The sequence below is a fragment of the Specibacter sp. AOP5-B1-6 genome (genome assembly GCF_052376555.1).
In the GTDB taxonomy this organism is placed as follows: domain Bacteria; phylum Actinomycetota; class Actinomycetes; order Actinomycetales; family Micrococcaceae; genus Specibacter.
The window spans coordinates 1-25,950 of sequence record NZ_JBQSVT010000013.1 but is presented as its reverse complement, the minus strand read 5'-3'; the positions used below and the strand labels follow the sequence as shown (position 1 = coordinate 25,950).

Genomic DNA, 25,950 nt, shown 5'->3' with positions numbered 1-25,950 from the left:
GGAAGCCGCGGAACGTCGTGCGGGGCCGCTGTCCGTCGTGCGGAAGCCGCGGTCCTCGGAGCGGGGATGGATTTTCGAGGTCGCTCAGCGACCGAGGAAATCTTACTGCCCGCGAGAGAACCGCGGCTCCCGCGGGCCAGCCGCATGTCAGGCGTGGCCGGCTTCGCGCATCTGCCGCAGCTCCTTCTTCAGGTCGCCCACCTCGTCACGCAGCCTGGCCGCCAGTTCAAAGTGGAGGTCGGCGGCTGCACCGTGCATTTGGGCCGTGAGTTCCTCAATGAGTTGGATCAGCTCGGCGGCCGGGCGGGACACTGGGCCGGCGGAGGCCTTCTTCTTGCTGCCCTTGGCTGTGCCTTCACGCCGCAGCCGTGCTTCTTCCAGCAGCGCTGCGGTGTCTGCGTCTTCCCGGGCCAGCTGGTCGGTGATGTCCGCGATCTTCTTGCGCAGCGGCTGCGGGTCAATGCCGTGCTGCTTGTTGTAGCTGACCTGGATCTCGCGGCGGCGGTTTGTCTCGTCGATGGCGAACTCCATTGACGCCGTGATCCTGTCTGCATACATGTGCACCTCGCCCGAGACGTTGCGCGCGGCACGGCCAATAGTCTGGATCAAGGACGTCGAGGAGCGCAGGAAGCCTTCCTTGTCGGCGTCGAGGATGCTCACCAAGGAGACTTCCGGCAGGTCGAGGCCTTCCCTGAGCAGGTTGATGCCGACGAGCACGTCAAAGACACCCATGCGCAGCTCGCGCAGCAGCTCGACACGGCGCAGTGTGTCCACGTCCGAGTGCAGGTACTGGACCTTGATGCCGTTGCCGAGCAGGTAGTCGGTCAGGTCTTCTGACATCCGTTTGGTCAGGGTGGTGACAAGGATGCGTTCGTTTTTTGCCGTCCGTTTCCGGATCTCACCGAGCAGGTCGTTGATCTGGTCCTGGGAGGGCTTGACGATAATTTCGGGGTCGATCAGGCCCGTGGGGCGGATGATCTGCTGGACGTAGCCGTCCGACATGCCCAGTTCGTACTTGCCGGGGGTGGCTGACAGATACACGGTCTGGCCCACGCGTTCGAGGAATTCATCCCACTTCAACGGCCTGTTGTCCATGGCCGAGGGCAGACGGAAGCCGTGGTCCACCAGTGTCCGCTTGCGGGACATGTCACCCTCATACATGGCCCCAATCTGGGGGACGGTCACATGGGATTCGTCAATGACCAGCAGGAAGTCGTCGGGGAAATAGTCAATCAAGCAGTGCGGGGCGCTGCCCTGGTCGCGGCCGTCAATGTGCCGGGAGTAGTTTTCAATGCCGTTGCAGAAACCCATCTGCTCCATCATTTCCAGGTCATAGGTTGTGCGCATGCGCAGCCGCTGGGCCTCAAGGAGTTTGTTTTGGCTTTCCAGTTCCTTCGTGCGGGCCGCGAGTTCGTCTTCAATCTGTTTGACCGCCCGGGACATGCGGTCGGGTCCGGCAACGTAGTGGGATGCCGGGAAGACATACATTTCATTTTCTTCCCGGATAATGTCACCTGTGAGGGGGTGCAGCGTGTAAATGCTCTCCACCTCGTCGCCAAAGAACTCCACCCTGAGGGCCTGCTCTTCGTACATCGGAATGATCTCAACCGTGTCGCCGCGGACGCGGAAAGTCCCGCGGTGGAAGTCAATGTCGTTGCGGGTGTACTGCATGCTGACAAACTTGCGCAGCAGGTCGTCCCGGTTCATCTGGTCCCCGCGCTTGAGCGTGACCATGCCTGCCACATACTCTTCGGGCGTGCCCAGGCCGTAGATGCAGGACACGGTGGCGACGACGATGACATCGCGGCGGGTCAGCAGCGCATTGGTGGCAGAGTGCCGGAGCCGTTCAACTTCTTCGTTGACGGAGGAGTCCTTTTCAATGAAGGTGTCCGACTGCGGAACATATGCTTCCGGCTGGTAATAGTCGTAATACGACACAAAATATTCCACCGCATTGTTGGGCAGCAGTTCCCGGAATTCGTTGGCCAGTTGCGCGGCAAGTGTCTTGTTTTGCACCAGGACCAGCGTTGGACGCTGCACCTGTTCAATGAGCCAGGCAGTGGTTGCCGACTTTCCGGTACCGGTGGCACCGAGCAGGACGACGTCCTTTTCACCGTTGTTGATGCGTTCGGTCAGTTCCTTGATGGCTGCCGGCTGGTCGCCGGCAGGCTGGAACTCACTGATCACTTCAAAGGGTGCTACAACACGGTTGATCTCCTGCGCAAGGCTCATGGGCTTAACGCTACCCCCGATGTGCTGCCGAGCGGCACATGACCTTGAACACCTGCCTCGGGCCGCCAACAAAAGGACACCCAGCAGGCGGCATGGGGAGGACTGCCCATGCCGCCTGCGTGTGAATAAGTCCATTGCATGTAAAAATAGATGCAGGAACTCATCACCGCAGTCCACAAAACTTCCCTTGAGAGGAAATCATGACCCAGAATCCAGAAAACCCGTACGGCAAGCCCTCCGAAGCGGCACCCTCCTACTCCGCACCTGCGCCGTATGGCCAGCCCGGTCAGGGAGCCCCCTATGGCGCCACGGCGGAAGATCCGGGCAAGACATTGGGCATCGTTGGCCTGGTGCTTTGCTTCGTTGTTCCGCTGGCAGGCCTGATTGTCTCCATCATCGCAAAGAAGAAGTCTCAGGTAGCTGGATTCATGAACAACACCCCGGCCAAGGTCGGCGTCATCCTCGGCTGGATCTTCACGATCGTTGGCTTCATCATTATCGTCATCTACATCATCGCGTTCATCGCGTTGCTGAACAGCGGCGAGATGACGCCAACCACGTACTAAACCGCAGCAAGTTTGTGGGGCCTGTTCCAATGGGAACGGGCCCCACGGCATTTAACGGCTACAGCATTTAATGGCCGGAGCAGCCACGGGTCCGTCAGGGACGCCACAAGTTCATACCGCGATCACCACGCTGGCCGAAACACCGGGGTCGGCCGAGCAAAACCGGGGCAGGCACGGGCCGCCGTTGCGACGGGGCAGGAAGCCGGCTGTGACCAACGCGGCGTCGATTTGTTCCCGGCGGGCCCCCTGCGCAGGCTGCAGCCGAAACGTGCAGTCACCGTGGGAATCTTCAAGGTCGACGCTCGCAGCCAACTCGCCAACAGCGTGTTTGATCCGGGCCGCGAGCCTGGCCGCCTGCGCAGGCCACGAGGCGTCCGGCTGAACCGCGCGCACTTCCTTGCTGGCACAGGCTGGCACGCCCGCGGAAAGATTGGCGGCGAAGGGGACCAGCCTGTCGTGCCAGAGGGCGTCCAATTCCTTGATCACCTTGTCCGGAGTCCCGTCGTTGACGATGAGCACATCCGCAACGGCCGCCCGTTCCTCATCGGTGGCCTGAGCGGCAATTCTGGCCAGGGCATCGGCCTCGGTCATGCCCCGGTCGCGCACCATCCGCGCCACGCGAACATCCTTGGGTGCATGCGCCACAACTACCAAATGAAAGTTGGCGCCCTGGCCCGATTCCACGAGCAGCGGGATGTCCTGAACAACGATGCTGCCGGGTCCGGCGTCGTCCTTCAGTGCATTGGCGGCCGCCCTGACCAGCGGGTGGACGATCGCGTTCAGGGACTCCCTGGCATCCTTGTCCGCAAACACGATCGCACCCAGCTGCGCACGGTCAAGCGAGCCGTCGGGAAGCAGGATCCGGGCACCGAACTGCCCGACGACGGCGGCCAGGCCCGGAGTGCCGGGCGCCACCACCTCGCGCGCAAGCCTGTCGGCGTCAATGACGACGGCACCCAGTTCGCGGAAACGGTTGGCGAGCAGTGATTTACCGGCCGCGATGCCGCCGGTCAGTCCAAGTGAAAGCATTCCCCCATCCTAGCCAGCACCCAGGGGTGCTGACAGTGCGCCCGGTTCAGCCGGCCGGAGGGATGTTTTGGTTGATGTGGAACACGTTCCGCGGGTCGTATTGCGCCTTCACGCGGGCCAGCCGGGCATAGTTGGCGCCATAGGCGCTGCGCACCCTGGCGTCACCTTCCTGGCCAAGAAAGTTCACGTAAACCCCGCCGGCCGAGGTGGGGTGCAGTTCGTCCCAGTAGTTTCTGGCCCAGTCGGTGATGGCGGCTGCATTGGCCGGATCCGGGTCGACGCCGACAATGGTCCCCGCCCAGCCGCCCCCACGGTAGGGGAACGCGGTCGCCCCGGCGTCAACGCGCATGGCCGCCCCGTCAATGGGATACAGGTGCATTGTTGAGTGCCCTGTCGGCAACAAGGCGCCGTACTTGGCATGGATGTCGATGGCCGCATCGCTGATCTCGGCGAACATGTCGGCTTTCCAGTACCACTGCAACCCTGCCGGGTACAGCCCGTCGAAGGCCTGCTGGAGCACGGAGAACGGCATGGGCGCCAGCCCCACAAGCAGCGGTGAGCCAAACTCCCGGACAGGCGCCGTCACGGCATCGGCCCTGTCGGCGGAACCGGTGTAGCACCAGACAATCGCGCAGGACTTCCGCCCCCACAGCTCCTCCGGGAACGGCGGGGCCGGCGGGATGGTGATCAACCCAATCCAGCCGCTGAGCTCCTCCGGCAGGGCGGGCAGCAGTTCACGGTACCAGCGCATGACGTCCGGGGCGTCAGCAAGGTCGTACAGAATCGGCCCGCCGACCACGGTCCCGTTCTCACCAATGTCATGGCAGGCAAACCGGAACGAAACCACAACGCCGAAGTTTCCGCCGCCGCCGCGCAGCGCCCAGAACAGGTCCGGATGGTTGTGTGCATCGATGCTGACCAGGGTGCCGTCCGCGAGCACGACGTCGGCTCCCAGCAGGCTGTCCACCGTGAGACCGTAGCGGCGGGACAGATAGCCGACCCCTCCCCCGAGGGTGAGTCCGCCCACCCCCGTGGAGGCAATGAAGCCCGACGGCGTGGCCATGCCAAAGGGCACCGTGGCACTGTCCACATCGCCCCATGTGCACCCGCCGTCAACCCGCACTGTGCGGGCGGCCGGGTCAACAGTGGTGCTGCGCATCCCGGACAAGTCGATGACGAGTGCATCGTCCCACACCCCGAGTCCGCCGGCATTGTGCCCGCCTCCCCGGACGGCAATCACCACCCCGTGGGCGGTGCCAAAGCGGACGCAGCTGGCAACGTCCGACGCGTTGGCGCAGCGGACGACGGCGAGCGGGCGCCTGTCGATCATGCCGTTGTAGACGGCACGGGCGGCGTCATACCCGGCATCCGCTGGGGTGACAAGTGTTCCGCGCAGCTGCGCGGCGAGTTCGGCGAGCGGCCCCTCCAGCCGCTCGATGGTCCGGGCAGGCAAATCCTTGATTGACATGGTGTTGCTCCTTGGCAGGTGGCGGTCGGTGCGGCGCCGTTGTGCGTCCAACGCTAGAACGACGGCGTTCGCCTTGCGTTCGCTGCCACCTCGGGCCAGCCCCAGCCCACTGTTTTCGTGTGCGGTATTCGTGTGCAGTTCCCGGGGCCGCGCCGCGGGAGTGGGCCGCAGGGCCACGCCGCAGGGTTGGGCTGCGGAGCTGGGGTGCGGAGTTGGGTGCGGTGCCGGGCGTTACAGCAGGGACGTTGCCGTGTCTGCCACCCGTGCGGCCAGCATGGGACTGTGCTGCGCTTCAGCCAGCAAGCGGGCCCTGGCCAGCAGTGACCTCCCGGCAGGGGGAGCTTCCAGCAACGCCCGCTGCCGCAGGATTTCCGGCAGCCACCACAAGTCGTCACGCTGCTGGGCGGAAGATTCGGCGGCCGCCAGTACAGCCACAGCGTCCTGGTTCCTGCCGCACCCCACCAGAGTCTCGGCGAGCAGGCACTGCCAGTAGGGCATCCGGGCAAAGGCGAGCGTGGCACGCAATTTCGCCATGCCTGCCCGAATGGTGTCCGCTCCCTGGCCGCCCCCGGCAGCCCAGCCCCGCAGAATGCTGCCCCAGTGCCCGTAGTAGGCAAAATTGTACCGGCTGCACAAGGCCTCCAACCCGGCCGCTTCGCGGGCAAGGCAGTCAAGGTCGCCGCCAGTCAGCTGCGCTTCGTCCGTCCCGGGGTGCGTCCCTGTTACGCCGGCCCCGTTGCGCGGTGCCATCCGCATCTGCCACAGCACTGCGCGGTAGGCCATCGCCACGGCAAGGCTGTAGGGATGCTCGGCGAGGGTGGCGCGGTCCACGGCTTCGTCAGCCAGCGCCAGGGCCCCGCCGTCGTCGCCGGCCAACCAATGGGCGTGGGAAGCCCATGACCTGGCATGGACGTCGATGCGGGTGCCCAGGATGTAGGACTGGGCATCGGTGGCCTGCGCGCAGGCCAGGTCAAAATGCGCGATGGCCTCCTCGATGCGGCCCAGGCTCGTGGCCGCACCTGCAACTGCAAAATTTGCCTGCCCGACCAGATCCGGAATGGCTTGGGCCAAATCCAGCGCACGGCAGGCGAGTGTATGAGACCGTGCCGTCTCGCCCTGCACAAATGTGCACGCGATTAGGCCAATCAAGGCCGAGGCAAGCACCTGGGAACGGCCGGTGGCCTCGGCGAGGTCGATGATGCGCTCAAGCGTGGCCCGAAGTTGTGGGGAGGAGTAACCGCGCAGGGCCGTCAAGGGCTGGGGCATGCGGACCAGCACCTCAAGCTCCCTGCCCGGGCCAGCCATATCGGGGGTCCGCTCCGCGATCAGGTCCAGTGCTGCCTGATAGTCGGCCACCGCCCGGAGGTTGGCAAAGATGCCTGTCGCTGCGTCGCCGGCCTGGATAAAGTACCCCACCGCGCGGTCGGAGTCCCCGGCACTCCGGTACTGCACGGCCAGCTGCGCGGCCACGACGCCCTCGTCGCCGGGGTGTTGGGCTTCGAGGGCACGGGCCAGGCTCCGGTGAAGCAACCAGCGCCGGGGCGGGGACACGAGTTCGTAGGCACACTTGCGCAGCAGGTCGTGCGTGAAATCGTATCCGCCATGCAGTTCCCGCAGAATCCGCCGACGCCACAACTCATCGATTGCGCGGACCAGCGATTGTTCATCGTCAGGCCAGGCCAGGGCGAGCGTTTCGAGGCTGAACTCCCGGCCTATCGCAGCTGCCAGGGACGCCGCTGCACGGGCCTGCGGGGAACATTGCTCGAAGCGCCGGCGCAGGACGCCGTCCCCGTCGGAGGTGCCGGCAAGTACTTCGGCCAGGGTGGCGCCTCCCATGCCCCGGGCGGTCTCAACGACGTGGAGGGGGTATCCCCCGGTTGCCGCATGCAGCAGTTCCGATTCGCCGTTGGAAAGTGCGCGGTCCAACACTGATGCGGCCAGTTCGGCGGTGTCCGCGGCGTCCAGGGGTGCCAAGGCCAGTTCCTGAACCCAATTCCCGGTGCGCAGGGCGTCCACGGCTTCAACGGTTGCCGCGTTGGCGCCAAGTTCTTCGGGCCGTGCAGCGGCAGCGATGAGCAGCTGGGCGGTCGGCGCCAGGCTGAACAACACAGCCAACCAGTCGAGCGTCTCCTCATCGCACCATTGCAGGTCATCCAGGACCATGAGTGTGGGTTGGCCCGTGGCCAGGACGGCCCGCGCCATGCTTTCGTGGAATGAACGGCGCCGCCATGCGTTGGCCAGGACGGTGCCCGGCCAAGGCTTGGGTGTCCGGGGCGGTGATTGCCCGTTGGTGCGGCGTTCCGGCACGAGCCGGGCCAGTTCTGCGCCCCAGAAGGCCCGCCGCCCACCCGAGAAGGGACGCAGGGCGGGGCTGTCCAACCAATCCACCACCGGGGCCAGGGCGATGCTGCCCGCGCCGGCGAAGCAGCGGGCGTAAGCGGTCGTGGCTCCTTGGGCATGGGCCGTGGCCAGCAGAGCTGTCAACAGGCGCGTCTTGCCGACGCCGGCGTCGCCCGTCACCAAGACAAGACCGGGGACACCCGCGCAGGCACGGTCCCACCGCTTTTGCAGGACGGACTCTTGGCGGTCCCGCCCCACGGGACGGTTCGCCCTGGTGCCCTGGACCAGGTTCATCACGGCACGGCCGCCGGCGGGCCGCGGCGCAGGTGTAAACCCCAACAGCCGACGGGCCAATTCGCGGGTGCGCGGCCCGGGCTCAACCCCCAGCTCCTGCTCCAGAATTGCCGAGCAGCGGTGATAACTTCGCACTGCCGCGGCAGCGTCCCCCGCGGCAAACTGGAGCTCCATGAGCGTTTGGTACCCGGTCTCTTCCAGTGGTGCCAGTTGAATCCGGCGTTGTGCGGCGTCCAAGGCCCGCTCGGGCATGCCTGCCGCGGCGGCCGCAGCAACCTTGTCACACAACTCCACACACTGGCGCTGCAGGGTTTCCCGCTCGGCCAAAACCCATTCGGCGTACAGGCCGGGCAGCAGTTCGCCGCCATAGGAACTGATGGCTGACCAGCCGTGGGCAAGGAGTCCGGCCGAATCGCCCTCATGCTGGCAGCGCAGTGCCAGGGTGCGGTGGCCGTGAAAGTCGCGGAGAACGGATTATCACCCCGGGCCGTCGTGCCAGACCAGGGCGGTTCCGTCCTGGTGAATGTGGTCCCCGAGGCCGGACAGCTGTTTCAGCCCATGCAGTTCACGGCGCAGGTTGGTTCTGGCCTGCCCGTCAGCGGACTGGGGCCACAGCAAGCCGGTGAGCCGCTCGCGTTCCTGGGGCCTGTCGGCATTCACAACCAGGCACGCCAAAACCTCCAAGGCGCGCCCCACCACGAGGGACGGTGAATCATCCGCCCCCTGCAAGTTCACCCGCTGCTCCCCCAAAAAGCTGAGCTGCAACATGGCCTGCCGCCCCTCGGCGATGTGGAAAGTGTCCAACCCCACCATTCTGCCACCGGCTGCGGTGCGCAACAAGGAATCCATCTGCCCGCAGCACGGCCGCAGACACAGGGCAGCTAGGCTTGCCTCGTGACTATCCCCCGCGCGACGCCCGGCCCGAACTCGTACACCACGCTCGCGGCCGGTCCGGACTTCCGCCATGAGATCAGCATCAAGCGTTCGCGTTTCATCACGGTGCTGCGCCGGGTCGGCGATGAGCCCTCCGCGCGTGAGCTGCTGGCCGGGCTGCGGCGCGAATTTTACGACGCCAGGCACCACTGCTCTGCCTTCGTGATCGGCGCTGACCGTGCGGTGCAACGCTCAAACGACGACGGTGAGCCCTCGGGTACCGCCGGGACGCCCATGCTGGATGCGCTCCTCAAGCGGGAGGCCCGTCCGGCAGCCTCCCCCACGGCGCCCGCCGCCGACCTCAGCGACGTGTGCGCCGTCGTCGTCCGGTATTTTGGCGGGATCCTGCTGGGAGCGGGCGGATTGGTGCGTGCATATTCGGAGTCGGTGAGCACTGCCGTCGATCTGGCACCCCTGGTTCGACGTGAACGGCTGAAACTGTTCCGGGTGGCCGTGCCGCATGGCGAGGCCGGCCGGCTGGAGAACGAGCTGCGCAGCGCCGGCTACGTGATGACCGGCAACGAGTACGACGCCGTAGACACCCAGATCGGGCTGGCCATGGCCGACGACGAAACAGTGATAGCCGCCGCCGTGGCCCGCCTGGCATCCCTCAGTGCCGGCCGCCACACCCTGTCGGCGGCCGGCACCGACTGGGTCGACACGCCCCAAACGGCGCGCTAACGCAACACGTTCCGCGGGAGTGGCGACCGGGCCGCGGCCGTATCGAAACGTGCTCCCCCATTGCTGCTCGGCAAAATCATCATGATCAGCACAACGAACGCGCCGAAGTAGGGGACCAGCCACAGGGCAAGGAGACCGCCGCTCATGTTGGCGTCGTGAAGCCGACGCACGCACAACGCAAGGTAGGGCACGATGCAGGCGATAAAGAACAACGCGTACATGGACGCAAGCAGTGTCATGTCGGTGAAGGCGCCGAGAATGGCGGCAGCGGGGAGCAGCAGCACGGAAATCAGCTGCACCCACCAGAACTCGCTGCGGCTTGCGCGCCCGTTGAACGCGGCGAACTTTCTGAAGAAGCGGATCACGGCAGCCGCCGGGCCGGCTCCACGGAGCGGCCACTCCAGCTGCCGGGCTGGCGCCAGCAATGGCATTGCGAATGCCGGCTGCGGCATGGCGGCCGGCGCGGGAGATTCATATCCAGGAGGCGGTTGCGGAGGGCTGAAGTAGCCCGGCGGAACAACCGGGGGTGCCGCGTCGTTGCCCCGCTCGGCGTCGGCCTGGTTGGCGTTGGCCCGCTCGGCGTGCTGCGGCATGAGTCATCTCCCCACGTTGGAAAAGCTTCTGCCTTGATCATAGCCAGCGACTCGGACAAAGGCATCCGTCCGCAAGGCCCAACTCCGGCGCAGCCGCGGCTATGGCTCCCGGCTGAGGATACCGGCCAGGTCGGGCCACGGAACGCTCACGCGCTTGTTGTACAGCATCGCCTTGGCCAGCTCGGCATGCGCCACCACGATGCCGTCCGGTGACACCTCGAGAATCACGACGCCGCCCCGGAGTTCAGCCTCCGCCCCGCGCAAGTACCAGCGTTCGGCCAGTTCGGAAATGCCGTGCCCGGCCAGTAGTTCTTCCCCGGCCATAAACTCAACGGGCCCACCGAGGCTGTGTCCCAGCAGTGTTCGTGGCTGCACGGAGGACCAGTCATCGGACAGCGGCTCGAGATAGCCGACCGTCTCGCCGTCGTCGGGGCGGGTAACTTTCATCCAGTCTGTGGCGGGCATGGGGTTCCTTTCCTGCTGTCGAGCGGGGGTCGTGCTTCTGGCGTTGACTGGGGTTAAAGGGAACGGGTCCCCCACCCGAAGGTGGAGGACCCGTTCAATTCTGCTGCGTGGAACTGGTGCGGAAATTAGTTTCCGGTCAGCTTTTCGCGCAGTGCAGCAAGTGCCTCATCAGATGCCAAGGTGCCGGCGCCTGATTCGGTTGCAACGGGCTCGGAGGAGTAGCTGGCCCCTGCGGACTCGCCACCTTCACCGGCGCCGTCGGCAGCTGCATCTTCTGCGGCGTGCTCAGCAACCTGCTTCTTGTGTGCTTCCCAGCGGGTCTGGGCGTCAGCGTACTGCTGCTCCCACACGGCGCGCTGGTCTTCGTAGCCTTCAAGCCACTCGTTGGACTCGGAATCGAAGCCCTCCGGGTACTTGTAGTTGCCCTCTTCGTCGTACTCGGCAACCATGCCGTAGAGTGCGGGATCGAACTCGGTGGAGTCGACGTCGACACCCTCGTTGGCCTGCTTGAGGGACAGCGAGATGCGGCGGCGTTCCAGATCGATGTCGATGACCTTGACGAACAGTTCGTCACCAACGGAGACAACCTGCTCGGCCAGCTCAACGTGGCGGACTGCCAGCTCGGAGATGTGGACCAGGCCTTCGATGCCGTCTTCAACGCGAACGAACGCGCCGAACGGAACCAGCTTGGTGACCTTACCCGGTACAACCTGCCCGAGGGCGTGGGTGCGGGCGAAGGTCTGCCACGGGTCTTCCTGCGTAGCCTTGAGCGAGAGCGATACACGCTCGCGGTCCAGATCCACTTCGAGAACCTCGACGGTGACTTCCTGGCCAACTTCGACAACCTCGGACGGGTGGTCGATGTGCTTCCAGGACAGCTCGGAAACGTGCACGAGGCCGTCTACGCCGCCAAGGTCCACGAATGCACCGAAGTTGACGATGGAGGAAACAACGCCGGGACGAACCTGGCCCTTTTCCAGCTTGTTGAGGAACGTGGAGCGAACCTCGGACTGGGTCTGCTCGAGCCAGGCACGGCGGGACAGGACCACGTTGTTGCGGTTCTTGTCCAGCTCGATGATTTTGGCTTCGATCTGCTGACCGATGTAGGGAGCCAGGTCGCGCACACGGCGCATCTCGACGAGCGATGCGGGCAGGAAGCCGCGCAGGCCGATGTCGAGGATAAGACCACCCTTGACCACTTCGATGACGGTACCGGTAACGACGCCGTCTTCTTCCTTGACCTTCTCGATGTCGCCCCAGGCGCGCTCGTACTGCGCGCGCTTCTTGGAGAGGATCAGGCGGCCTTCTTTATCTTCCTTCGTGAGGACCAGGGCTTCGACCTGATCGCCAACGGAGACAACGTCTCCGGGATCAACGTCGTGCTTGATGGACAGCTCACGGGAGGGGATGACACCTTCGGTCTTGTAACCGATGTCGAGCAGAACTTCGTCGCGATCAACCTTGACAACTACACCTTCGACGAGGTCGCCGTCGTTGAAGTACTTGATGGTTGCGTCTACTGCGGCGAGGAATTCTTCAGCAGTACCGATGTCGTTGATGGCAACAACAGGAGTGGTACTAGTCTTCTCGGGGGTCGTGATGGTCATGTAGTAGGGGCTCCGATGTGGATAGTTGGTTTCGCCGAACCCCTGGCCAGGCCGCGAGAAATCGCGCCCTTGCCGGATGGAGTCCGGAATTATTATGGTTGCAGGGGTTCCTGCGGATCGTTCCTGCATGACGTTCGCGGAGCGGCGCCAACATTGCCGGCCCACTTCACGCATTACATGCCCATTTAGTCTAGTTGTTTGGGCGATGGAGCGCAAAAGTTCATCTATTGGCTGCCACAATGGCGGTTGTGAACAATTCAACACTTCTGGTTCTGGGACCCAGCGCATGGATCTTGCTGGCAGTCATGCTTGCCCTTGCTGCGGTGGTCTGGCGTGGCGCCCTTGACCGGCCACCGGTCCAGATGGTCGTTGCCGGGGTTCGGGCGCTGGTCCAGCTGGCCGCCGTCGCGCTTGTCATTGCCTGGTTGTCAGATCGGGGCGCGTGGGCATTTGCCTTTGTCGCACTCATGTTCCTCGTGGGCGTCTGGACCTCCGGACACCGGGTTGCAGGCAGCGGACGGTGGTGGATGGCCGCCGTTCCAATGGCAGTTGGCGTGGCCCCTGTGGCGGTGATGATGTTTGCGGCCGGGGTGCTTCCGTTCAATGCGCTGGCAATCATCGCCGTCCTGGGACAGCAGATAGGCGGCGCCATGTCCACCGTGACGCTGAGCGGACGGCGCATCCGCGATGAACTGGTCCTTCGCCACGGTGAAGTGGAAGCTGCCGCCGCGCTCGGCTTCGAGTGGCCGGCGGCACGGATGTTGGTGGGCAAACCCGTTGCCGGTGAAGCGATTCTGCCCACCCTGGACCAAACCCGGACAGCGGGTCTGGTCACCCTGCCGGGTGCATTCGTCGGAATGATCCTTGGCGGTGCCGCACCCTTGGATGCCGGCCTCATCCAATTGCTGGTGCTCATCTCACTGTTGTTGGTCAATTCCAGCACAGCCGCCGCCACCTTGTGGCTCAGCTGTCGCGGCGTGTGGACGCGGCCGCCCGCCTAATCGGGGTTGCCCAGCACCACGTGGGACCTGCTGTGGGTTAGATAGTCGTCAGCCCAGGATATGAGCGCACTGATCCGCTGGCGATTGCCCGAGAGCAAAACCACATGCACGCCAAGCCAGGCCACGAAAGCCAGCGGGCCCTGCATTTGAATGCGCCGGCGGCCAATCTCCGCCACCGCCGCGCCACGGCCAATCATGGCCATGTATCCCTTGTCCACATAGGCAAAGGGCGTGCGTTCCCCGCCGTTGAGGTCCGCCTGGATATTGCGGGCCGCCCATTTTCCTGCCTGCTGGGCACAGGAGCCAAGCTGTGGAAGCTTGTCGCCGCGCGCATCTGTCATGTTGGCTGCATCGCCGAGCACATAGATGCCTGTGCTGTCGGGTGCCGTCAGGTCGGGGTTGACATCGATGCGGCCCCCGCGCCCTTGCTTCAGGCCGGATTGGGCGACGACGGCGCCTGCTTTCAGCCCGCCGGCCCAGACAACTATTTGGCTGGGCAACGTGGTTCCATCGGCAAAAGCCACCTCGTCGGAACGGATCTCGGTTACGCCTGAGCCCATCTTCAGCTGAACACCGGCCTGCTGCAAACGGCTGCTTGCATAGGCCTTTGACTTGTCCGAAAACGCATTCAAGACGCTGGGCACCATGTCGACCAGGTGGACGCTGGAACTGACAGCCAAAGTCTCGGAAAAGTACTTGGGAATGACGTACTTGAAATTCTCTGCGATGGCTCCGGCGGTCTCGACCCCCGTGGGGCCGCCGCCGACCACCACGATATGCACTCCCCCGCCGTCGTCGGCGCGGTGCGCCGCGTCGAGGGCACCGACCATGGCATTGCCCAGGCGGACGGCATCCTTGACGGAGTACAAGGGGTAGGCGTGCTCTTCGACGCCGGGGGTGTTGAAGTAGTTCGCCTCGGCGCCGGCAGCAAGAACCAGGATTTCCGCGTGGAAAGTGTCGCCGTCGGAGGTGGTGACTGTGTGGGCCAGAACGTCCACGGCCGTCACCTTGGCGGTGATCACTGAGGCGCTGCGGTAGCGCGCGAACATCCCGCGAAATGTGCGCGTGACGTCTGAGACCCCGATCTGTGCCGTCGCGACCTGATAAAGCAGCGGCTGGAATTGGTGATAATTGTTTTGATCGATGAGCAGCACGTTGATGCCCTTGCGGCCCAGTTCCTTGACGGCGGCGACGCCGGCAAATCCTCCGCCCACCACTATCACCTGGAATGCCTTCTCCATTGCCCGACCCCTTCGTTGGCGTTCATTCGCGCTGGGCGGCGGCGCCCCCAGCGTCCAGTCCCCTTGTGGGGCATCCTACTCCCGGCGGTTCGAATGTGACAGGTGGGCAGGAGCCGCTTAGAAGCTGGTCAGGCAGTGTGGGGACCGCGCCGGGGCGAACAAGGCATCAAACGCCGCGGCGGCTCCGGGCTGGAGTTCCTGCACGCGCCCGGCAGCCTTGAGGGTCTGTGCCGAGACTCCGCCGAGATACAGGCTGGACAGCTCTGCAACACCCATGTCCAGCGCCGTCTCCGCAACCCGGGCGCCGGAGTCCGCATCAGAATCCTCACCGGCCTCGGAATCCGGCCCGTCAGGGTGTGAGAGGTCCTCGGGCAACCGCGTCACGGTGGCCTTGCCATGGACCACATCGATCCGGAAAATGCCGGAAGCATGGCCCAACGGGTCTCCGACATGGATCGTCACCGACCCGTCCTTCAGGTAATCACGGGCAGCCAACGCCGCAGGCACGTCGAGGATGCGCAGCCACAGCAGGTCCTCGGCCTCAATCACCTTGTAGTTTCGTTTTGCCGCCATGGCCCATTCCAACGGATCAACGACGGGCGCCTGATTCCATTTAACGACGTCGATCAAGTCAAGGGAACCCAGGAAATTCCACAGGGCCAGATAGGCATCCTCGGTTGCGGCCAGCAGGTCAACCACCTCGACCATGGATCTGGTCTTGTCCTCAACGGGCTTGTACGTGACATATCCGTCGACAACACCGGCCGAGTTATAGTGGAGTGCGGCCCGGATGTTCTTGGACGGTTCCATCGACTCGTAGCTGCCCTGGCCGGAAACCATCAGCCGGTACATGTCGTGCCGGCCGATCGAACCGTAGGTGCCACCGTGCACTTGGGCAAAAATCTCGTTGTGCAGTTCCCGCACCACTGCGGCGTCTGCGACTTCCACTGTGCCCTGGGCCGCAGCCGGCGGGTTGTGGAACACGATGCCGCCCTTGACCAAAACCTCCACATTGCACTCGTGCGTCGCAACACCAAAGCCGAACCGTCCGTAGATGGTGGCTTCGGAGGCTGTCAATGCTGCGATCGGGATGCCGGCGGCTTTCGCCTGGGCCAGGTCGGAGCCCATCATGGCCCGCAGCAATCCACGACGGCGGTGGCTGGGCCGCACGGTTACGGCAGTGATCTGGTGGACGGGAAGCAACGTGCCAGCCCCGACGTTCAAGGTCTTGCGGTGGTAGGCGTAAGTGGCCACGGGGTATTCCACGCCCCACGCACCGACCGGTGCCGTTGAGTTCGTCAGGTACGCCCCCGTGGCCATGCGGTTGTCCACCTGTTCGCACTCGACATAGTGCTTGGACATCTCAGGAGTGGGGGCGTTGCCGTAGAAGCCCATGGCCACCGCCTGGATCCAGTTGGCAGTCTCGCCGGATACTGCACCGTCCTCGAACCTGATGGGAAAGGTGCGCAGCTCGTAGGGGAAGGACCTTGTCTGCCGGTTGCTGGCCGGTTCATAACTCTGCGGCATTGCCTAACCTTTCCAAAGCGGTTCAAGAAATACATTATTGGCCCCAACCCGGGCCCAACCCGGCCCACAGCCCTGGGCCCACAGCCCCGAGGGGCCCCAGTGTTGGGTCGCTTGCGACCCAACACTGGGGAGGGGCTGGGGACTAGTGGCCGGCGTCGTTCCAGCTGGTGCCGAGACCGACCTGCACTTCGAGGGGCACCTGCAGGTCTGCGGCTGCCCCCATCTGGTCAATGACAAGCGCCTTGACGGTTTCGAGCTCGCCCGGCCAGATTTCGAGGATCAGTTCGTCATGGACCTGCAGGAGCAGCCGGGACTTGAGCTCCTTGGCTGTCAACTCCCCGGCAACGCCAAGCATCGCATGCTTGATGATGTCCGCGGCAGAGCCCTGGATGGGCGAGTTCAAGGCGATTCGCTCGGCCAGTTCGCGCAGCTGGCGGTCGGTGCTTGACAGGTCGGGAAGGTAGCGGCGGCGGCCCTCGATGGTTGAGGTGTAGCCGTCGATGCGTGCTTGTTCGACGACGCCGCGCAGGTAATCACGAACCCCGCCAAATCGGTCGAAGTAGTCCTTGACCAGGGTGCGGGCCTCGTCCACCGAAATTTCAAGCTGCTTGGACAGGCCGAAGCTGGTCAACCCGTAGGCCAGCCCATAGGACATGGCCTTGACCTTTGAGCGCATGGCCGAGGTGACTTCTTCCGGTGACACCCCAAACACGTGCGAGCCGACGTACCTGTGCAGGTCCTCGCCCTCGGCGTAGGCCTGGATCAGCCCGGCGTCGCCTGACAGATGCGCCATGATGCGCATTTCAATCTGGGAGTAGTCGGCCGCCAGCAGGCATTCGTAGCCTTCGCTGACAACGAATATGTCACGGACCCTGCGGCCTTCTTCGGTGCGGATCGGGATGTTCTGCAGGTTCGGGTTGTTTGAGGACAACCGCCCTGTTGCGGCGACGTTTTGGGCGTAGGTCGTGTGGATGCGCCCATCCTCGGCCACCGACTTCTTCAGCGTCTCCACCATCTGCTTGAGCTTCGACGCTTCACGGTGCGCCATCAGCTGCGCGAGGAATTCATGCCCCGTTTTCTCCAGCAGCATCTTCAACGAGGCGGCATCCGTGGTGAAACCGGTCTTGATCTTCTTGGTCTTGGGCAGCCCGAGTTCCTCGAACAGGACTTCCTGGAGCTGCTTCGGGGAACCAAGGTTCACCTCGTGCCCGATCGCGGCAAAGGCTGCCTCCTGGGCGGCGTTCATGGCGGCAGTGAAATCGGCCAGGAGCGTGTCCAATCGCTCCTGCGAGACATCGATGCCTGTCAGTTCCATATGCGCCAGAACAGCCGCCAGCGGCAGCTCCATGTCCCGCAGCAGCACGGCGGCGCCGCGTTCCTCAAGGAGCGGGGCGAAGTATTCGCTCAGCAGCAGCGCCACATATCCGCGCTGGACGGCGTCGGCAAATTTCGTGTCGCCTTCAAGTCCCAGGTCCAGTTGGCCCGACTCGGTGGCGGAGCCGGTGTCAAAGCCGGTCTTCAGGTGGACCTGGCTCAACTCCGCCAATTCGTAGCTGCGCCGGTCGGGCTGGATCAGGTACCCGGACAGCGACGTGTCATCAACGACGCCGGAAACCGTCAGCCCGCGCAGGGACAAGGCCTTCAGAGCCTCCTTGTATTCGTGCACGACCTTGGGCGCATCGGACACCAGCCAGGCTGCAAGGGCTGACTCAAGCTCGGCATCCGCTGTGTCCAGGTCAACCACGACGGCGGAATCCCCGCGTACCAGCGCCACCGCAGTCGCCTCACGGGCCAGGCCTGCCTTTTGGCTCAGCACGTCAACAGCGACGGCGCCTGGAACTGCTGCGGCGGCCAGCCACGCCTCGAGTGCGGGCGCATCAACGGCCACCTGGTGCGCGGGCACCTGGTGAACCGCTCCGGCGTCGTCCGCTTCTTCCTCACCAAACAAATCAAACAAACGCTTGCGCAGCTGGTTGAATTCAAGGGAGTCAAACAATTCCTCCACGGCGTCCCTGTCGGGTGAGCGCAGCACGGTGTCCTCGATCGGCACCGGCAGCTCCATGTCGCGCAGCAGGTGGTTCAGGCGCCGGTTGCGCTTGACGTCGTCCACATGGGCGCGCAGGGACTCACCGACCTTGCCGCCGATGGCGTCCAAGTTCTCAAAAATCCCTTCCAAACCGCCGTACTGGTTGATCCATTTGGCGGCGGTCTTAGGCCCGACACCGGGCACGCCGGGCAGGTTGTCTGCGGTTTCGCCCACGAGCGCGGCCAAATCCGAGTAACGACCGGGCGTCACGAAGTACTTGGCCTCCACGGCCGCGGCATCCATGGGCGGGATGTCGGAGATGCCCTTCTTGGGATAAAGCACCGAAACCTTGTCGGTGATCAGCTGGAAGGCGTCGCGGTCCCCCGACACCACCACCACGTCCCATCCTGCAGCCTCGCCCTGGGTGGAGAGGGTCGCGATGATGTCGTCCGCCTCAAATCCATCCACCGAGATGGTGGGGATCCGCATGGCTGCCATGACCTTGATGATCAAGTCAATCTGGCCGTAGAACTCTTCGGGCGTCTTGTTGCGTCCGCCCTTGTATTCGGTGTATTCAAGCGACCTGAACGTCGGCGTGTCCAGGTCAAAGGCGACCACCACGTGGGTGGGCTTTTGCTGCCGGATCATGGTCAGCAGCATGGCGGTGAAACCGTGGACGGCATTGGTGTGCTGACCCGACTGTGTCACAAACTTGTCCACGGGCATGGCGTAAAACGCCCGGAAGGCCATGGAGTGGCCGTCGAGCACCAGCAACCGCGGCGTTGCGCCTTCCGGGAGTCCGGTACCGGGGCTGGCTGTTGCTGTGGACTGGGGGGCCGTTTTGGCAGATTCACTCACAAGTGCCAGCCTAGTCAACATGAGCGATAAATTCACACCGCATCCCTTGTCCGTCGAACTCCTCGCCGCAGGGGTCCCTGCCGAATACCACGCCATGTTGGGCCGGCACGGTGTGGGCACGCTCGTGTCCAAGATGGGCATCGTGTTCACCCACATGGGCACGGACTCGATGATTGCCACCATGCCGGTGGCGGGAAACACCCAGGTGACGGGTCTGCTGCACGGCGGCGCGCACGTGGTCCTGGCAGAGACTTTGGGTTCCTTCGCCGCTGCTTTCCACGCCGGAGCGGGCCGTCAGGTGGTCGGCATTGAGATCAATGCCACACACCACCGTGGTATCGCCTCGGGCCTCGTCACCGGCACGGCAACCCCCATCCATTTGGGCCGCACCCTCGCCTCCCACGAAGTCGTGATGACGGATGAGCAAGGCCGGCGCCTTTCCACCTGCCGTATCACGAACATGATCCTCGAGCAGGGTAGGAACTAGCAGCCGGCGGGCTGTCAGCAGCCACCGGTCCGGGCCCGGCCACCAACTCCATTAACGTACGACGCCGGGCGGTTTAGAAGATGTTGCCAAGAATCTTTTCCGCCGCTGAGCTGAGCGCGGGCACGATCAAGATGATGCCGGCCGTGACGGCCAGCACGCAGAAGCCGAAGCACACGTAGGCGCCCCATTTGGCGGCATGGTTGACACGACCGTGGTCGTCGCCGCTGACCGCGGTGAAGCGGACGCCCAGCGAGTACATGGCGACGACGAAACCGGCGCCAATCAACGTGGTGAGTCCGACTGTGAGAAATCCAAACCAGTCAATCATTTCTGCCCCTTCTCGGCGTCGTCCGTCGCAATGTCGTTGGGCGCAACGGTGTCGCGGTCGACCGGCACCGGAGCCTTGGCTGTGCGCTCCTCTGCAGCGTTGTCAGTGGCGGCGCCTCCGGCGGTTCCGTCATTGGCCGGGCCGTCAATGCTGGCGACTTTCACCTTCGCCTTGCCTTTGGCGGGCCCCGCTTTCACCGATTCCTTCGACTTTCCCTTGCCCTTGGGTGCCCCGGCGTCGACTGCGGCCTTGGTCATGGCCTTCAACACGGCGGTGTCAGCGCGGTCAAGCGCGGTCTGGGCGGTTGCCCTGGCCATGTCCGTTTCGGCCGCGCGTTTGGCTGCCTTCTCGGCCACCTTTCGGGCTGCCCGGGCCTTGGCGGCGAGGCGGTCGCGTTCCTTTTTGCTGGGTATGTGCATGGCTTCACCCACCGCGTCAACGTCACTGATGGCATTGCTGTGGTCAACGGTTTCGCGCTGGGACCGGTAGAACATGAACAAAATGGAACTGAGTCCCAGAACGGCGACGATGACGATGCCGACGGTGCCGGTGCGGATCAACAGGGCGGCGAGGCCGCCGACGATGGCTGCGGCGGGAAGCGTGAACAACCAGGCGATGCCGATTTTGCCGATGGCGCGCCAGCGGACAGTCGAGCCCTTGCGACCCAGCCCGGAGCCAATGACGGAGCCTGAGGCCACGTGGGTGGTTGACAGCGCAAAGCCCAAGTGGCTGGACGCCAAAATGGCGGCGGCGGTGCTGGTCTCAGCGGCGAAGCCCTGGGCCGGCTTGACGTCCGTGAGGCCGGACCCGAGGGTGCGGATGATGCGCCAGCCGCCGGCGTAGGTGCCGCCGGCGATGGCCAGGGCGCAGGCCGTGATGACCCAGATGTGCGGGCCGGTCCCGGAGTTCTGGAGGCCCGAGGCGACAAGCACCAAGGTGATGACACCCATCGTCTTCTGGGCGTCGTTGGTGCCGTGTGCGAGGGCAACAAGCGAGGAGCTGAAGACCTGCCCGCGGCGGAACCCGCCACGTTTCTGCGTGAGCTTGTCCCCCGAGTCGGGATCGGAACGCCGCGTGATGCTGTACGCCATCTTGGTGCACAGATAGGCAACCAGTCCTGCAATGGCAGGTGCCAGCAGTGCGGGCAGCAGGACCTTGGAGATGACGACCATGAAGTTCACGGCGCCAAAGGACCAGGTGCCAACAATCGCGGCACCGATCAACCCGCCAAAGAGGGCGTGGGAGGAACTCGAGGGCAGGCCCAAAAGCCAGGTGAACAAGTTCCACAGCACGGCACCCATCAAGCCGGCGAAGATCATTTCCGGCGTGATGGCCACGCCGTTGGGCCCGCCCTCATTGATGATGCCGCCGGAAATGGTCTTTGCCACCTCGGTGGACAGGAACGCACCAACCAAGTTCAGGATGGCGGCCAGGGCCACAGCTGTCTTGGGCTTGATGGCGCCTGTGGCAATGGGGGTTGCCATGGCATTGGCTGTGTCGTGAAAGCCATTCGTAAAGTCAAAGAAGAGGGCCAGCGCTATAACTAGCACGACCATGAAGGTGAGATCCACCCGCGATCCAATCTAAAGGGGGCAATAAGCAAGACTGCTGAAACGTCCAGTGGGATGCGCGTGCTGGCTGTGCACCCCGCGTCAATGGCGTTGATGCACTGGCGAAACCCAACCGCTACGATACTACGACGATTTGCCATCTGTTGTTTGCCTAAAGTTTGCTTTCCCGCTGCCTGCCCAACGGCCGGGGCCGCACAGGGCAGCTGCACGCGGCGGCGCAGGAAGCGCTAGCATGGCGGGAAAGGGATGGCGATGCCCGTCACCGCGACCGAAAATTCCGGCCGGCGGGCGCAGACGGAACATGCTGCACAGGCGCGAAGCAGCTTTGTCCGTGCAAGGAAAAACCGTCAGAGCACCGGTTCAGGTGTACCAACTGTGAAGAGGAAACCGCCCCATGAGCAATGTTGAAGCCAGCCCGCAGGAGCTGCTTTGCCCCAGCAGTCCCGCCAATTCACACGACGGCGCCGAGATCCTCACCGCCCGTTCCGTGCCGCTGGGCGGCCCGCGCGCCATGACGGTGCGCCGGACCCTGCCGCAGCGCAGCAGGTCGCTGATCGGCGCCTGGTGCTTCGTAGACCATTACGGACCCGACGACGTCAGCACCTCGGCAGGCATGGCGGTGCCACCTCATCCGCACACCGGTCTGCAGACCATCAGCTGGCTCTTCACGGGTGAGATTGAGCATGCGGACAGTGCTGGAAATCACGCCGTCGTGCGTCCGGGAGAACTGAATCTCATGACCGCGGGGCGGGGCATCAGCCACTCCGAATACTCGAGAACAAACACCACGATCCTGCACGGGGTCCAACTGTGGGCGGCGCTTCCCCAGTCGGCCAGGTTCACCGCCCCCGACTTCGTGCACTACCGCCCCACGCCCGTCACCGTCCCCGGGGCCCGCATCAGCGTGTTCATGGGCACCGTGGCCGGGGAACACTCCCCCGTTGAGACCTTCTCCCCCATGGTCGGTGCCGAGATCATGCTCGACGCCGGCGCAACCGTAGCCCTTGACCTCCAGCCGGGCTTTGAGCACGGATTCCTTGTGGACTCCGGTTCGCTCAGCGTGGCGGAAACCGTCGTCGAGCCCAGTGAACTTGCCTATCTGGGCACTGGCCGGTCAACCGTGGAGCTTTGCGCCGGGCCGGAATCCGTGCGCCTTTTGTTCATCGGCGGGGAGCCATTGAATGAGTCGATTGTCATGTGGTGGAACTTCGTTGGGCGCAGCCACGAGGAAATAGTGGCCTTCCGTGCCGCATGGCAGGCAGTCATTGGTCTGGAACCTGCCTCGATGCTGGATGAGGTGGCGTCATTCAGCCTGCCGGCCGACCAGGTCGATGCGCCGCTGCCGGCCCCGGTGCTGCCGACTGTGCAGCTGCGACCCCGGGCCAATCCGAGCTGAGGGCGCCCGGTTTCCGGGCGCCCTCAAAGGTCAGTCCTGGCGCAGGTTCTCCCTGACCCGAGGGGCGACTTCGGTGGCGTACAGCTCGATGCTCTTCATCATGGCCTCATGCGGCAGTGTGCCGTGGCTGTACTTCAAGTCAAAGCGGGACAACCCGAGTGCCTTGGCGACCGTGGTGATCTTGGTGGCAACGGTTTCCGGCGAGCCGACCATCAAGGCGCCCTGCGGACCGGCCGTCACGTCGTACTCGGCGCGCGTCAAGGGCGGCCAGCCGCGGTCGCGGCCAATGCGTCGGTGCATCTCGGCATAGTGGGGCCACAGTTCATCCTGTGCCTGCTGGTCAGTCTCGGCAACGTGCCCCGGTGAATGGACGCCGATGGGCTGCTCCGGCTGTCCGAATTCCTTCAACGCACGGTGGTACAGCTCCGCAAACGGCGCAAATTGGAGAGGCTCCCCGCCAATGATCGCAAGCATCAGGGGCATGCCGTAATGGGCGGCACGGACCACCGATTGGGGGCTCCCACCCACGGCGATCCATGACTTCAGGGTGCCGGATTCCGTGTGCGGGTACACCATTTGGTCGGTCAGGTCCGGGCGCGTATTTCCACTCCAATTCACCGCACCCTGCTTGCGCAATTCGCTGAACAGCTCCAGCTTCTCCTCGAACAGCTCCTCATAGTTGGCAAGGTCAAAGCCAAACAGCGGGAACGACTCGGTGAACGAACCACGGCCAAGGATCACTTCCGCGCGGCCCCGGGAGACGGCGTCGAGAGTTGAGAACCGCTGGAACACCCGGATGGGGTCATCCGAACTCAGCACCGTAACAGCCGAGCCCAGGTGGATGCGCTCCGTCTGTCCTGCGATGGCGGCCAGAACCATGTCAGGGGCTGAGATGGCAAAGTCATCGCGGTGGTGCTCCCCGACACCGAAATAGTCAAGGCCCAGTTTGTCGGCAAGCACTGCTTGTTCGACGACGTCGCGGATCACCTGGGCGGCATGCTTGGGTGTGCCGTCAGCGTCGAGGGTGATGTCGCCAAAGGTGTCCAGGCCCAGTTCAAAGTTGCCATCTGCCACGGAAGTTCCATCCATTTCTCATTTACGTTGCCGACAGCCAGCCACCGGCAGAGAGTATGCGTTTGCATCTAATTGGGGAACCGGGGCACAGCTGAAACTATTCCCGATCACGACAAGGGGGCTTGCGAGGGGCCCCGGTGAGAGACGCGCCAGCGGATCCCTTCGGGGGCAGTTGGGCGGGGCCACGACTGCGAGGGGCCCCGGTGAGAGACGCGCCAGCGGATCCCTTCGGGGGCAGTTGGGGACTATCCCGCGAGCAGGGAGCTCTTTTGCCGATAGACGGCCAGGAAGGAACCGATGCGACGCACGGCCTCTTCGATGTCGTCGGTGGAAGGAAGAATCACGAACCTGAAGTGGTCCGGGGTGGGCCAGTGGAATGCCGTGCCATGGGACACGAGGATCTTTTGGTCCTGGAGCAGGTCGATCACAAATTTCTCATCGGACTCGATGGGGTACATGACAGGATCGAGCTTGACGAACAGGTACATGGCCCCGGCTGCGGGCACGCAGGACACACCCGGCAGGGCATTGATCAGCCCCGACGCCCTGTCGCGTTGTTCCCGCAGACGCCCGCCGGGCTTCGTCAGGTCGTTGATGCTTTGGTAGCCGCCCAGTGAGGTTTGAATTGCGTGCTGAGCGGGAACGTTGGAGCACAACCGCAGCGAGGCAATCAGTTCAAGCGCCTCCTTGAAGTCGGCCATCGCTGCGCGGGGCCCTGTCAGGGCGACCCAGCCAGCACGGTACCCGGGCATCCGGTAGGCCTTCGAGAGACCGCTGAAGGTCAGGATGCAAACGTCTTCCGCAAGCGAAGCCATGTGGATGTGCGTGCGGCCGTCGTAGAGAATTTTCTCGTAGATTTCATCCGCAAAAATGACGAGATCGTGTTTGCGGGCCAGCGCCACGAACTGTTCCAGAATGGCGCGTGGATAGACGGCACCTGTGGGGTTGTTCGGGTTGATGATGACAATCGCTCGTGTCTGCGGGGTGATCTTCGCTTCCACATCGGCCATGTCGGGCCACCACTGATTCTCCTCATCGCACAGGTAGTGGACGGGGACGCCGCCGGTCAAGGTTACTGACGCTGTCCACAGCGGATAGTCGGGGGCCGGAATGAGGACCTCGTCCCCGTTTTCAAGAAATGCCTGGAGCGTCATGGAGATCAATTCGCTGACTCCGTTGCCCACAAAAATGTCGTCCACGCCGATTTTCATCAGGCCCTTGGTTTGGTAGTACTGCGAAATGGCGGTCCGTGCCGAGAAGATGCCCTTGGAATCGCTGTACCCCTGAGCCCCGCGCAGGTGGTGGATCATGTCCACCACGATCGACTCGGGCGCCTCCAGGCCAAAGGGCGCCGTGTCGCCCAGGTTCATTCGCAAAATTCGGTGGCCTTCGGCCTCCATTTTTTGGGCCGCATGCAGGATGGGTCCTCGAAGCTCGTACCGAACGTTGGCTAATTTGCTTGAATGTTGCATGGGGCGCATACCTTCCATCTTCACATATGGCGGCCTGCAACCCCGCTCCGGCCCATATCCCGGACTGCGGGCGGGGTGGCGCGCGGGGGTCACAGTGACCGCCGGTAGACCCGAAAAGCGCGGGTTGCCAGCCACGTCATGACCACGGCGAGCATCGACAGAAATCCCAGCGATCCCCACACCGCGGCCCAATCCGGGGCCGTCTGCAGGGCGCCGCGCCCTGCCGCCTGCGCCTTGGCCAACAGCGCCATGGCATTGGAAAAGGCGCCAAACACGCACGTCAGCAGCACAGCGGCAAGGAGGATGACGGCGACACCCAGCCATCCGCCGTCGAACCTTGCGCCGGCCACCCAGGCGAACTGTGGGTGTGCCTTGAGTCCGCTGATGCGAATCCCCCTGGTGGGAGACTCAATGGTTGTCACTGGTGGCCTGGATGCTCGAACATCCGGGCCACCTTTATTTCTGCGCGTGTATTTTCGCGCGCTATTTGTGTGCGTTGGCGCGACCGTCCGGGAACAGCATCCGGGCCAGCAGGACCATGAAACCGGCCAGGCCTGCCAGCAGGGCCAGCCACGACCACAGGAACCCGACCGTCATGCTTAAAACGACGAAGGCGGCAAAGGCGAGCAGCCAAAGCACGACGGTGTAGATGCCGAAGCGCGCGGCTGCCACCGGGTCCTGGGCGAAGCGGTCCTGCACCCGGTATTGGCGAGCGGCCGCACGGGCCCACGGCTTCTTCCGGTTCGTTTGTGTGGCGCCGA

20 protein-coding genes and 2 pseudogenes are annotated in these 25,950 nt (G+C 64.0%); 5 read left to right on the top strand and 17 right to left on the bottom strand.

Annotated features, from left to right (window positions below; all coding sequences use genetic code 11):
* Positions 1–147: 147 nt before the first annotated feature.
* Positions 148–2,232: an excinuclease ABC subunit UvrB gene (gene uvrB, locus ACT3TS_RS08630; protein WP_444531097.1), complete on the bottom strand. Its 2,085-nt coding sequence runs from the start codon at positions 2,230–2,232 to the stop codon at positions 148–150.
* 200 nt (positions 2,233–2,432) lie between these two features.
* Here uvrB and ACT3TS_RS08625 point away from each other — a divergent pair, with 200 nt between their 5' ends.
* On the top strand, positions 2,433–2,798 hold the full coding sequence (locus ACT3TS_RS08625) for a DUF4190 domain-containing protein (RefSeq protein ID WP_444531096.1): 366 nt from the start codon (positions 2,433–2,435) through the stop codon (positions 2,796–2,798).
* Positions 2,799–2,909: 111 nt separating this feature from the next.
* On the opposite strand, the gene coaE is transcribed toward ACT3TS_RS08625, so the two are convergent.
* From coaE to ACT3TS_RS08605, 4 genes and pseudogenes are all read right to left on the bottom strand, one after another.
* On the bottom strand, positions 2,910–3,827 hold the full coding sequence (gene coaE, locus ACT3TS_RS08620) for a dephospho-CoA kinase (RefSeq protein ID WP_444531095.1): 918 nt from the start codon (positions 3,825–3,827) through the stop codon (positions 2,910–2,912).
* 46 nt (positions 3,828–3,873) lie between these two features.
* On the bottom strand, positions 3,874–5,295 hold the full coding sequence (locus ACT3TS_RS08615; RefSeq protein ID WP_444531094.1) for an FAD-binding oxidoreductase: 1,422 nt from the start codon (positions 5,293–5,295) through the stop codon (positions 3,874–3,876).
* A gap of 231 nt (positions 5,296–5,526) precedes the next feature.
* Positions 5,527–8,379 (bottom strand): annotated as a pseudogene (locus ACT3TS_RS08610) (AAA family ATPase); the annotation flags it as partial.
* A 27-nt stretch (positions 8,380–8,406) separates the two neighbouring features.
* Entirely contained in the window at positions 8,407–8,733 is a 327-nt protein-coding gene (locus ACT3TS_RS08605) for a hypothetical protein (RefSeq protein WP_444531093.1), read from the bottom strand.
* Positions 8,734–8,823: 90 nt separating this feature from the next.
* Here ACT3TS_RS08605 and ACT3TS_RS08600 point away from each other — a divergent pair, with 90 nt between their 5' ends.
* Entirely contained in the window at positions 8,824–9,543 is a 720-nt protein-coding gene (locus ACT3TS_RS08600) for an IMPACT family protein (protein WP_444531092.1), read from the top strand.
* Here ACT3TS_RS08600 and ACT3TS_RS08595 read toward each other — a convergent pair.
* The 3 genes from ACT3TS_RS08595 to rpsA form a co-directional block, all read right to left on the bottom strand.
* Complete coding sequence (locus tag ACT3TS_RS08595; RefSeq protein ID WP_444531091.1) at positions 9,540–10,136, bottom strand: DUF805 domain-containing protein; 597 nt, start codon at positions 10,134–10,136, stop codon at positions 9,540–9,542. The two genes, ACT3TS_RS08600 and ACT3TS_RS08595, sit on opposite strands and share 4 nt — an antisense overlap.
* Positions 10,137–10,235: 99 nt before the next feature.
* A complete protein-coding gene (locus ACT3TS_RS08590; protein ID WP_444531090.1) occupies positions 10,236–10,601 on the bottom strand; it encodes a hypothetical protein in 366 nt (121 codons plus the stop codon).
* Between the two features lie 125 nt (positions 10,602–10,726).
* Positions 10,727–12,208: a 30S ribosomal protein S1 gene (gene rpsA / locus ACT3TS_RS08585; RefSeq protein WP_444531089.1), complete on the bottom strand. Its 1,482-nt coding sequence runs from the start codon at positions 12,206–12,208 to the stop codon at positions 10,727–10,729.
* Positions 12,209–12,456: 248 nt separating this feature from the next.
* Between rpsA and ACT3TS_RS08580 the strand changes: the two genes are divergently transcribed.
* The gene (locus ACT3TS_RS08580) at positions 12,457–13,209 is read left to right on the top strand and encodes an ABC transporter permease (RefSeq protein ID WP_444531088.1); all 753 of its coding nucleotides are present in this window, start codon (positions 12,457–12,459) and stop codon (positions 13,207–13,209) included.
* On the opposite strand, the gene ACT3TS_RS08575 is transcribed toward ACT3TS_RS08580, so the two are convergent.
* The 3 genes from ACT3TS_RS08575 to polA form a co-directional block, all read right to left on the bottom strand.
* The gene (locus ACT3TS_RS08575) at positions 13,206–14,450 is read right to left on the bottom strand and encodes an NAD(P)/FAD-dependent oxidoreductase (RefSeq protein ID WP_444531087.1); all 1,245 of its coding nucleotides are present in this window, start codon (positions 14,448–14,450) and stop codon (positions 13,206–13,208) included. The genes ACT3TS_RS08580 and ACT3TS_RS08575 overlap by 4 nt on opposite strands.
* 117 nt (positions 14,451–14,567) lie before the next feature.
* Positions 14,568–15,977, bottom strand: coding sequence for a GNAT family N-acetyltransferase (locus ACT3TS_RS08570; RefSeq protein ID WP_444531086.1), 1,410 nt, complete (start codon positions 15,975–15,977; stop codon positions 14,568–14,570).
* A gap of 142 nt (positions 15,978–16,119) precedes the next feature.
* Entirely contained in the window at positions 16,120–18,882 is a 2,763-nt protein-coding gene (gene polA / locus ACT3TS_RS08565; RefSeq protein WP_444531174.1) for a DNA polymerase I, read from the bottom strand.
* Here polA and ACT3TS_RS08560 point away from each other — a divergent pair.
* Positions 18,881–19,348, top strand: coding sequence for a hotdog fold thioesterase (locus tag ACT3TS_RS08560; RefSeq protein ID WP_444531085.1), 468 nt, complete (start codon positions 18,881–18,883; stop codon positions 19,346–19,348). The two genes, polA and ACT3TS_RS08560, sit on opposite strands and share 2 nt — an antisense overlap.
* A gap of 73 nt (positions 19,349–19,421) precedes the next feature.
* Here the strand turns inward: ACT3TS_RS08560 and ACT3TS_RS08555 are convergent, their stop codons facing one another.
* Both ACT3TS_RS08555 and ACT3TS_RS08550 read right to left on the bottom strand, forming a co-directional pair.
* Positions 19,422–19,676 carry a hypothetical protein gene (locus tag ACT3TS_RS08555; RefSeq protein ID WP_444531084.1) on the bottom strand — a complete coding sequence of 85 codons (255 nt, stop codon included), beginning with the start codon at positions 19,674–19,676 and terminating at the stop codon, positions 19,422–19,424.
* A gap of 395 nt (positions 19,677–20,071) precedes the next feature.
* A pseudogene (locus ACT3TS_RS08550) lies at positions 20,072–21,247 on the bottom strand (inorganic phosphate transporter); the annotation flags it as partial.
* 394 nt (positions 21,248–21,641) lie between these two features.
* On the opposite strand from ACT3TS_RS08550, the gene ACT3TS_RS08545 reads away from it, so the two are divergent.
* On the top strand, positions 21,642–22,643 hold the full coding sequence (locus tag ACT3TS_RS08545; protein WP_444531083.1) for a pirin family protein: 1,002 nt from the start codon (positions 21,642–21,644) through the stop codon (positions 22,641–22,643).
* Positions 22,644–22,673: 30 nt separating this feature from the next.
* On the opposite strand, the gene ACT3TS_RS08540 is transcribed toward ACT3TS_RS08545, so the two are convergent.
* From ACT3TS_RS08540 to ACT3TS_RS08525, 4 genes are all read right to left on the bottom strand, one after another.
* Positions 22,674–23,717 carry an LLM class flavin-dependent oxidoreductase gene (locus tag ACT3TS_RS08540; RefSeq protein ID WP_444531082.1) on the bottom strand — a complete coding sequence of 348 codons (1,044 nt, stop codon included), beginning with the start codon at positions 23,715–23,717 and terminating at the stop codon, positions 22,674–22,676.
* Between the two features lie 245 nt (positions 23,718–23,962).
* The gene (locus ACT3TS_RS08535; protein ID WP_444531081.1) at positions 23,963–25,198 is read right to left on the bottom strand and encodes a pyridoxal phosphate-dependent aminotransferase; all 1,236 of its coding nucleotides are present in this window, start codon (positions 25,196–25,198) and stop codon (positions 23,963–23,965) included.
* An 80-nt stretch (positions 25,199–25,278) separates the two neighbouring features.
* A complete protein-coding gene (locus tag ACT3TS_RS08530; protein ID WP_444531080.1) occupies positions 25,279–25,611 on the bottom strand; it encodes a hypothetical protein in 333 nt (110 codons plus the stop codon).
* Between the two features lie 61 nt (positions 25,612–25,672).
* The coding region (locus ACT3TS_RS08525; protein ID WP_444531079.1) for a hypothetical protein at positions 25,673–25,950 on the bottom strand (278 nt) is incomplete at its 5' end.

Coding starts and splice junctions, on each gene's coding strand:
- ACT3TS_RS08595 (WP_444531091.1), bottom strand. CDS start 10,136: ATGCCGCAGCACGCCGAGCGGGCCAACGCCAACCAGGCCGACGCCGAG.
- ACT3TS_RS08535 (WP_444531081.1), bottom strand. CDS start 25,198: ATGCGCCCCATGCAACATTCAAGCAAATTAGCCAACGTTCGGTACGAG.
- coaE (WP_444531095.1), bottom strand. CDS start 3,827: ATGCTTTCACTTGGACTGACCGGCGGCATCGCGGCCGGTAAATCACTG.
- ACT3TS_RS08555 (WP_444531084.1), bottom strand. CDS start 19,676: ATGATTGACTGGTTTGGATTTCTCACAGTCGGACTCACCACGTTGATT.
- uvrB (WP_444531097.1), bottom strand. CDS start 2,232: ATGAGCCTTGCGCAGGAGATCAACCGTGTTGTAGCACCCTTTGAAGTG.
- polA (WP_444531174.1), bottom strand. CDS start 18,882: ATGTTGACTAGGCTGGCACTTGTGAGTGAATCTGCCAAAACGGCCCCC.
- ACT3TS_RS08575 (WP_444531087.1), bottom strand. CDS start 14,450: ATGGAGAAGGCATTCCAGGTGATAGTGGTGGGCGGAGGATTTGCCGGC.
- ACT3TS_RS08570 (WP_444531086.1), bottom strand. CDS start 15,977: ATGCCGCAGAGTTATGAACCGGCCAGCAACCGGCAGACAAGGTCCTTC.
- rpsA (WP_444531089.1), bottom strand. CDS start 12,208: ATGACCATCACGACCCCCGAGAAGACTAGTACCACTCCTGTTGTTGCC.
- ACT3TS_RS08615 (WP_444531094.1), bottom strand. CDS start 5,295: ATGTCAATCAAGGATTTGCCTGCCCGGACCATCGAGCGGCTGGAGGGG.
- ACT3TS_RS08625 (WP_444531096.1), top strand. CDS start 2,433: ATGACCCAGAATCCAGAAAACCCGTACGGCAAGCCCTCCGAAGCGGCA.
- ACT3TS_RS08560 (WP_444531085.1), top strand. CDS start 18,881: ATGAGCGATAAATTCACACCGCATCCCTTGTCCGTCGAACTCCTCGCC.
- ACT3TS_RS08590 (WP_444531090.1), bottom strand. CDS start 10,601: ATGCCCGCCACAGACTGGATGAAAGTTACCCGCCCCGACGACGGCGAG.
- ACT3TS_RS08545 (WP_444531083.1), top strand. CDS start 21,642: ATGAGCAATGTTGAAGCCAGCCCGCAGGAGCTGCTTTGCCCCAGCAGT.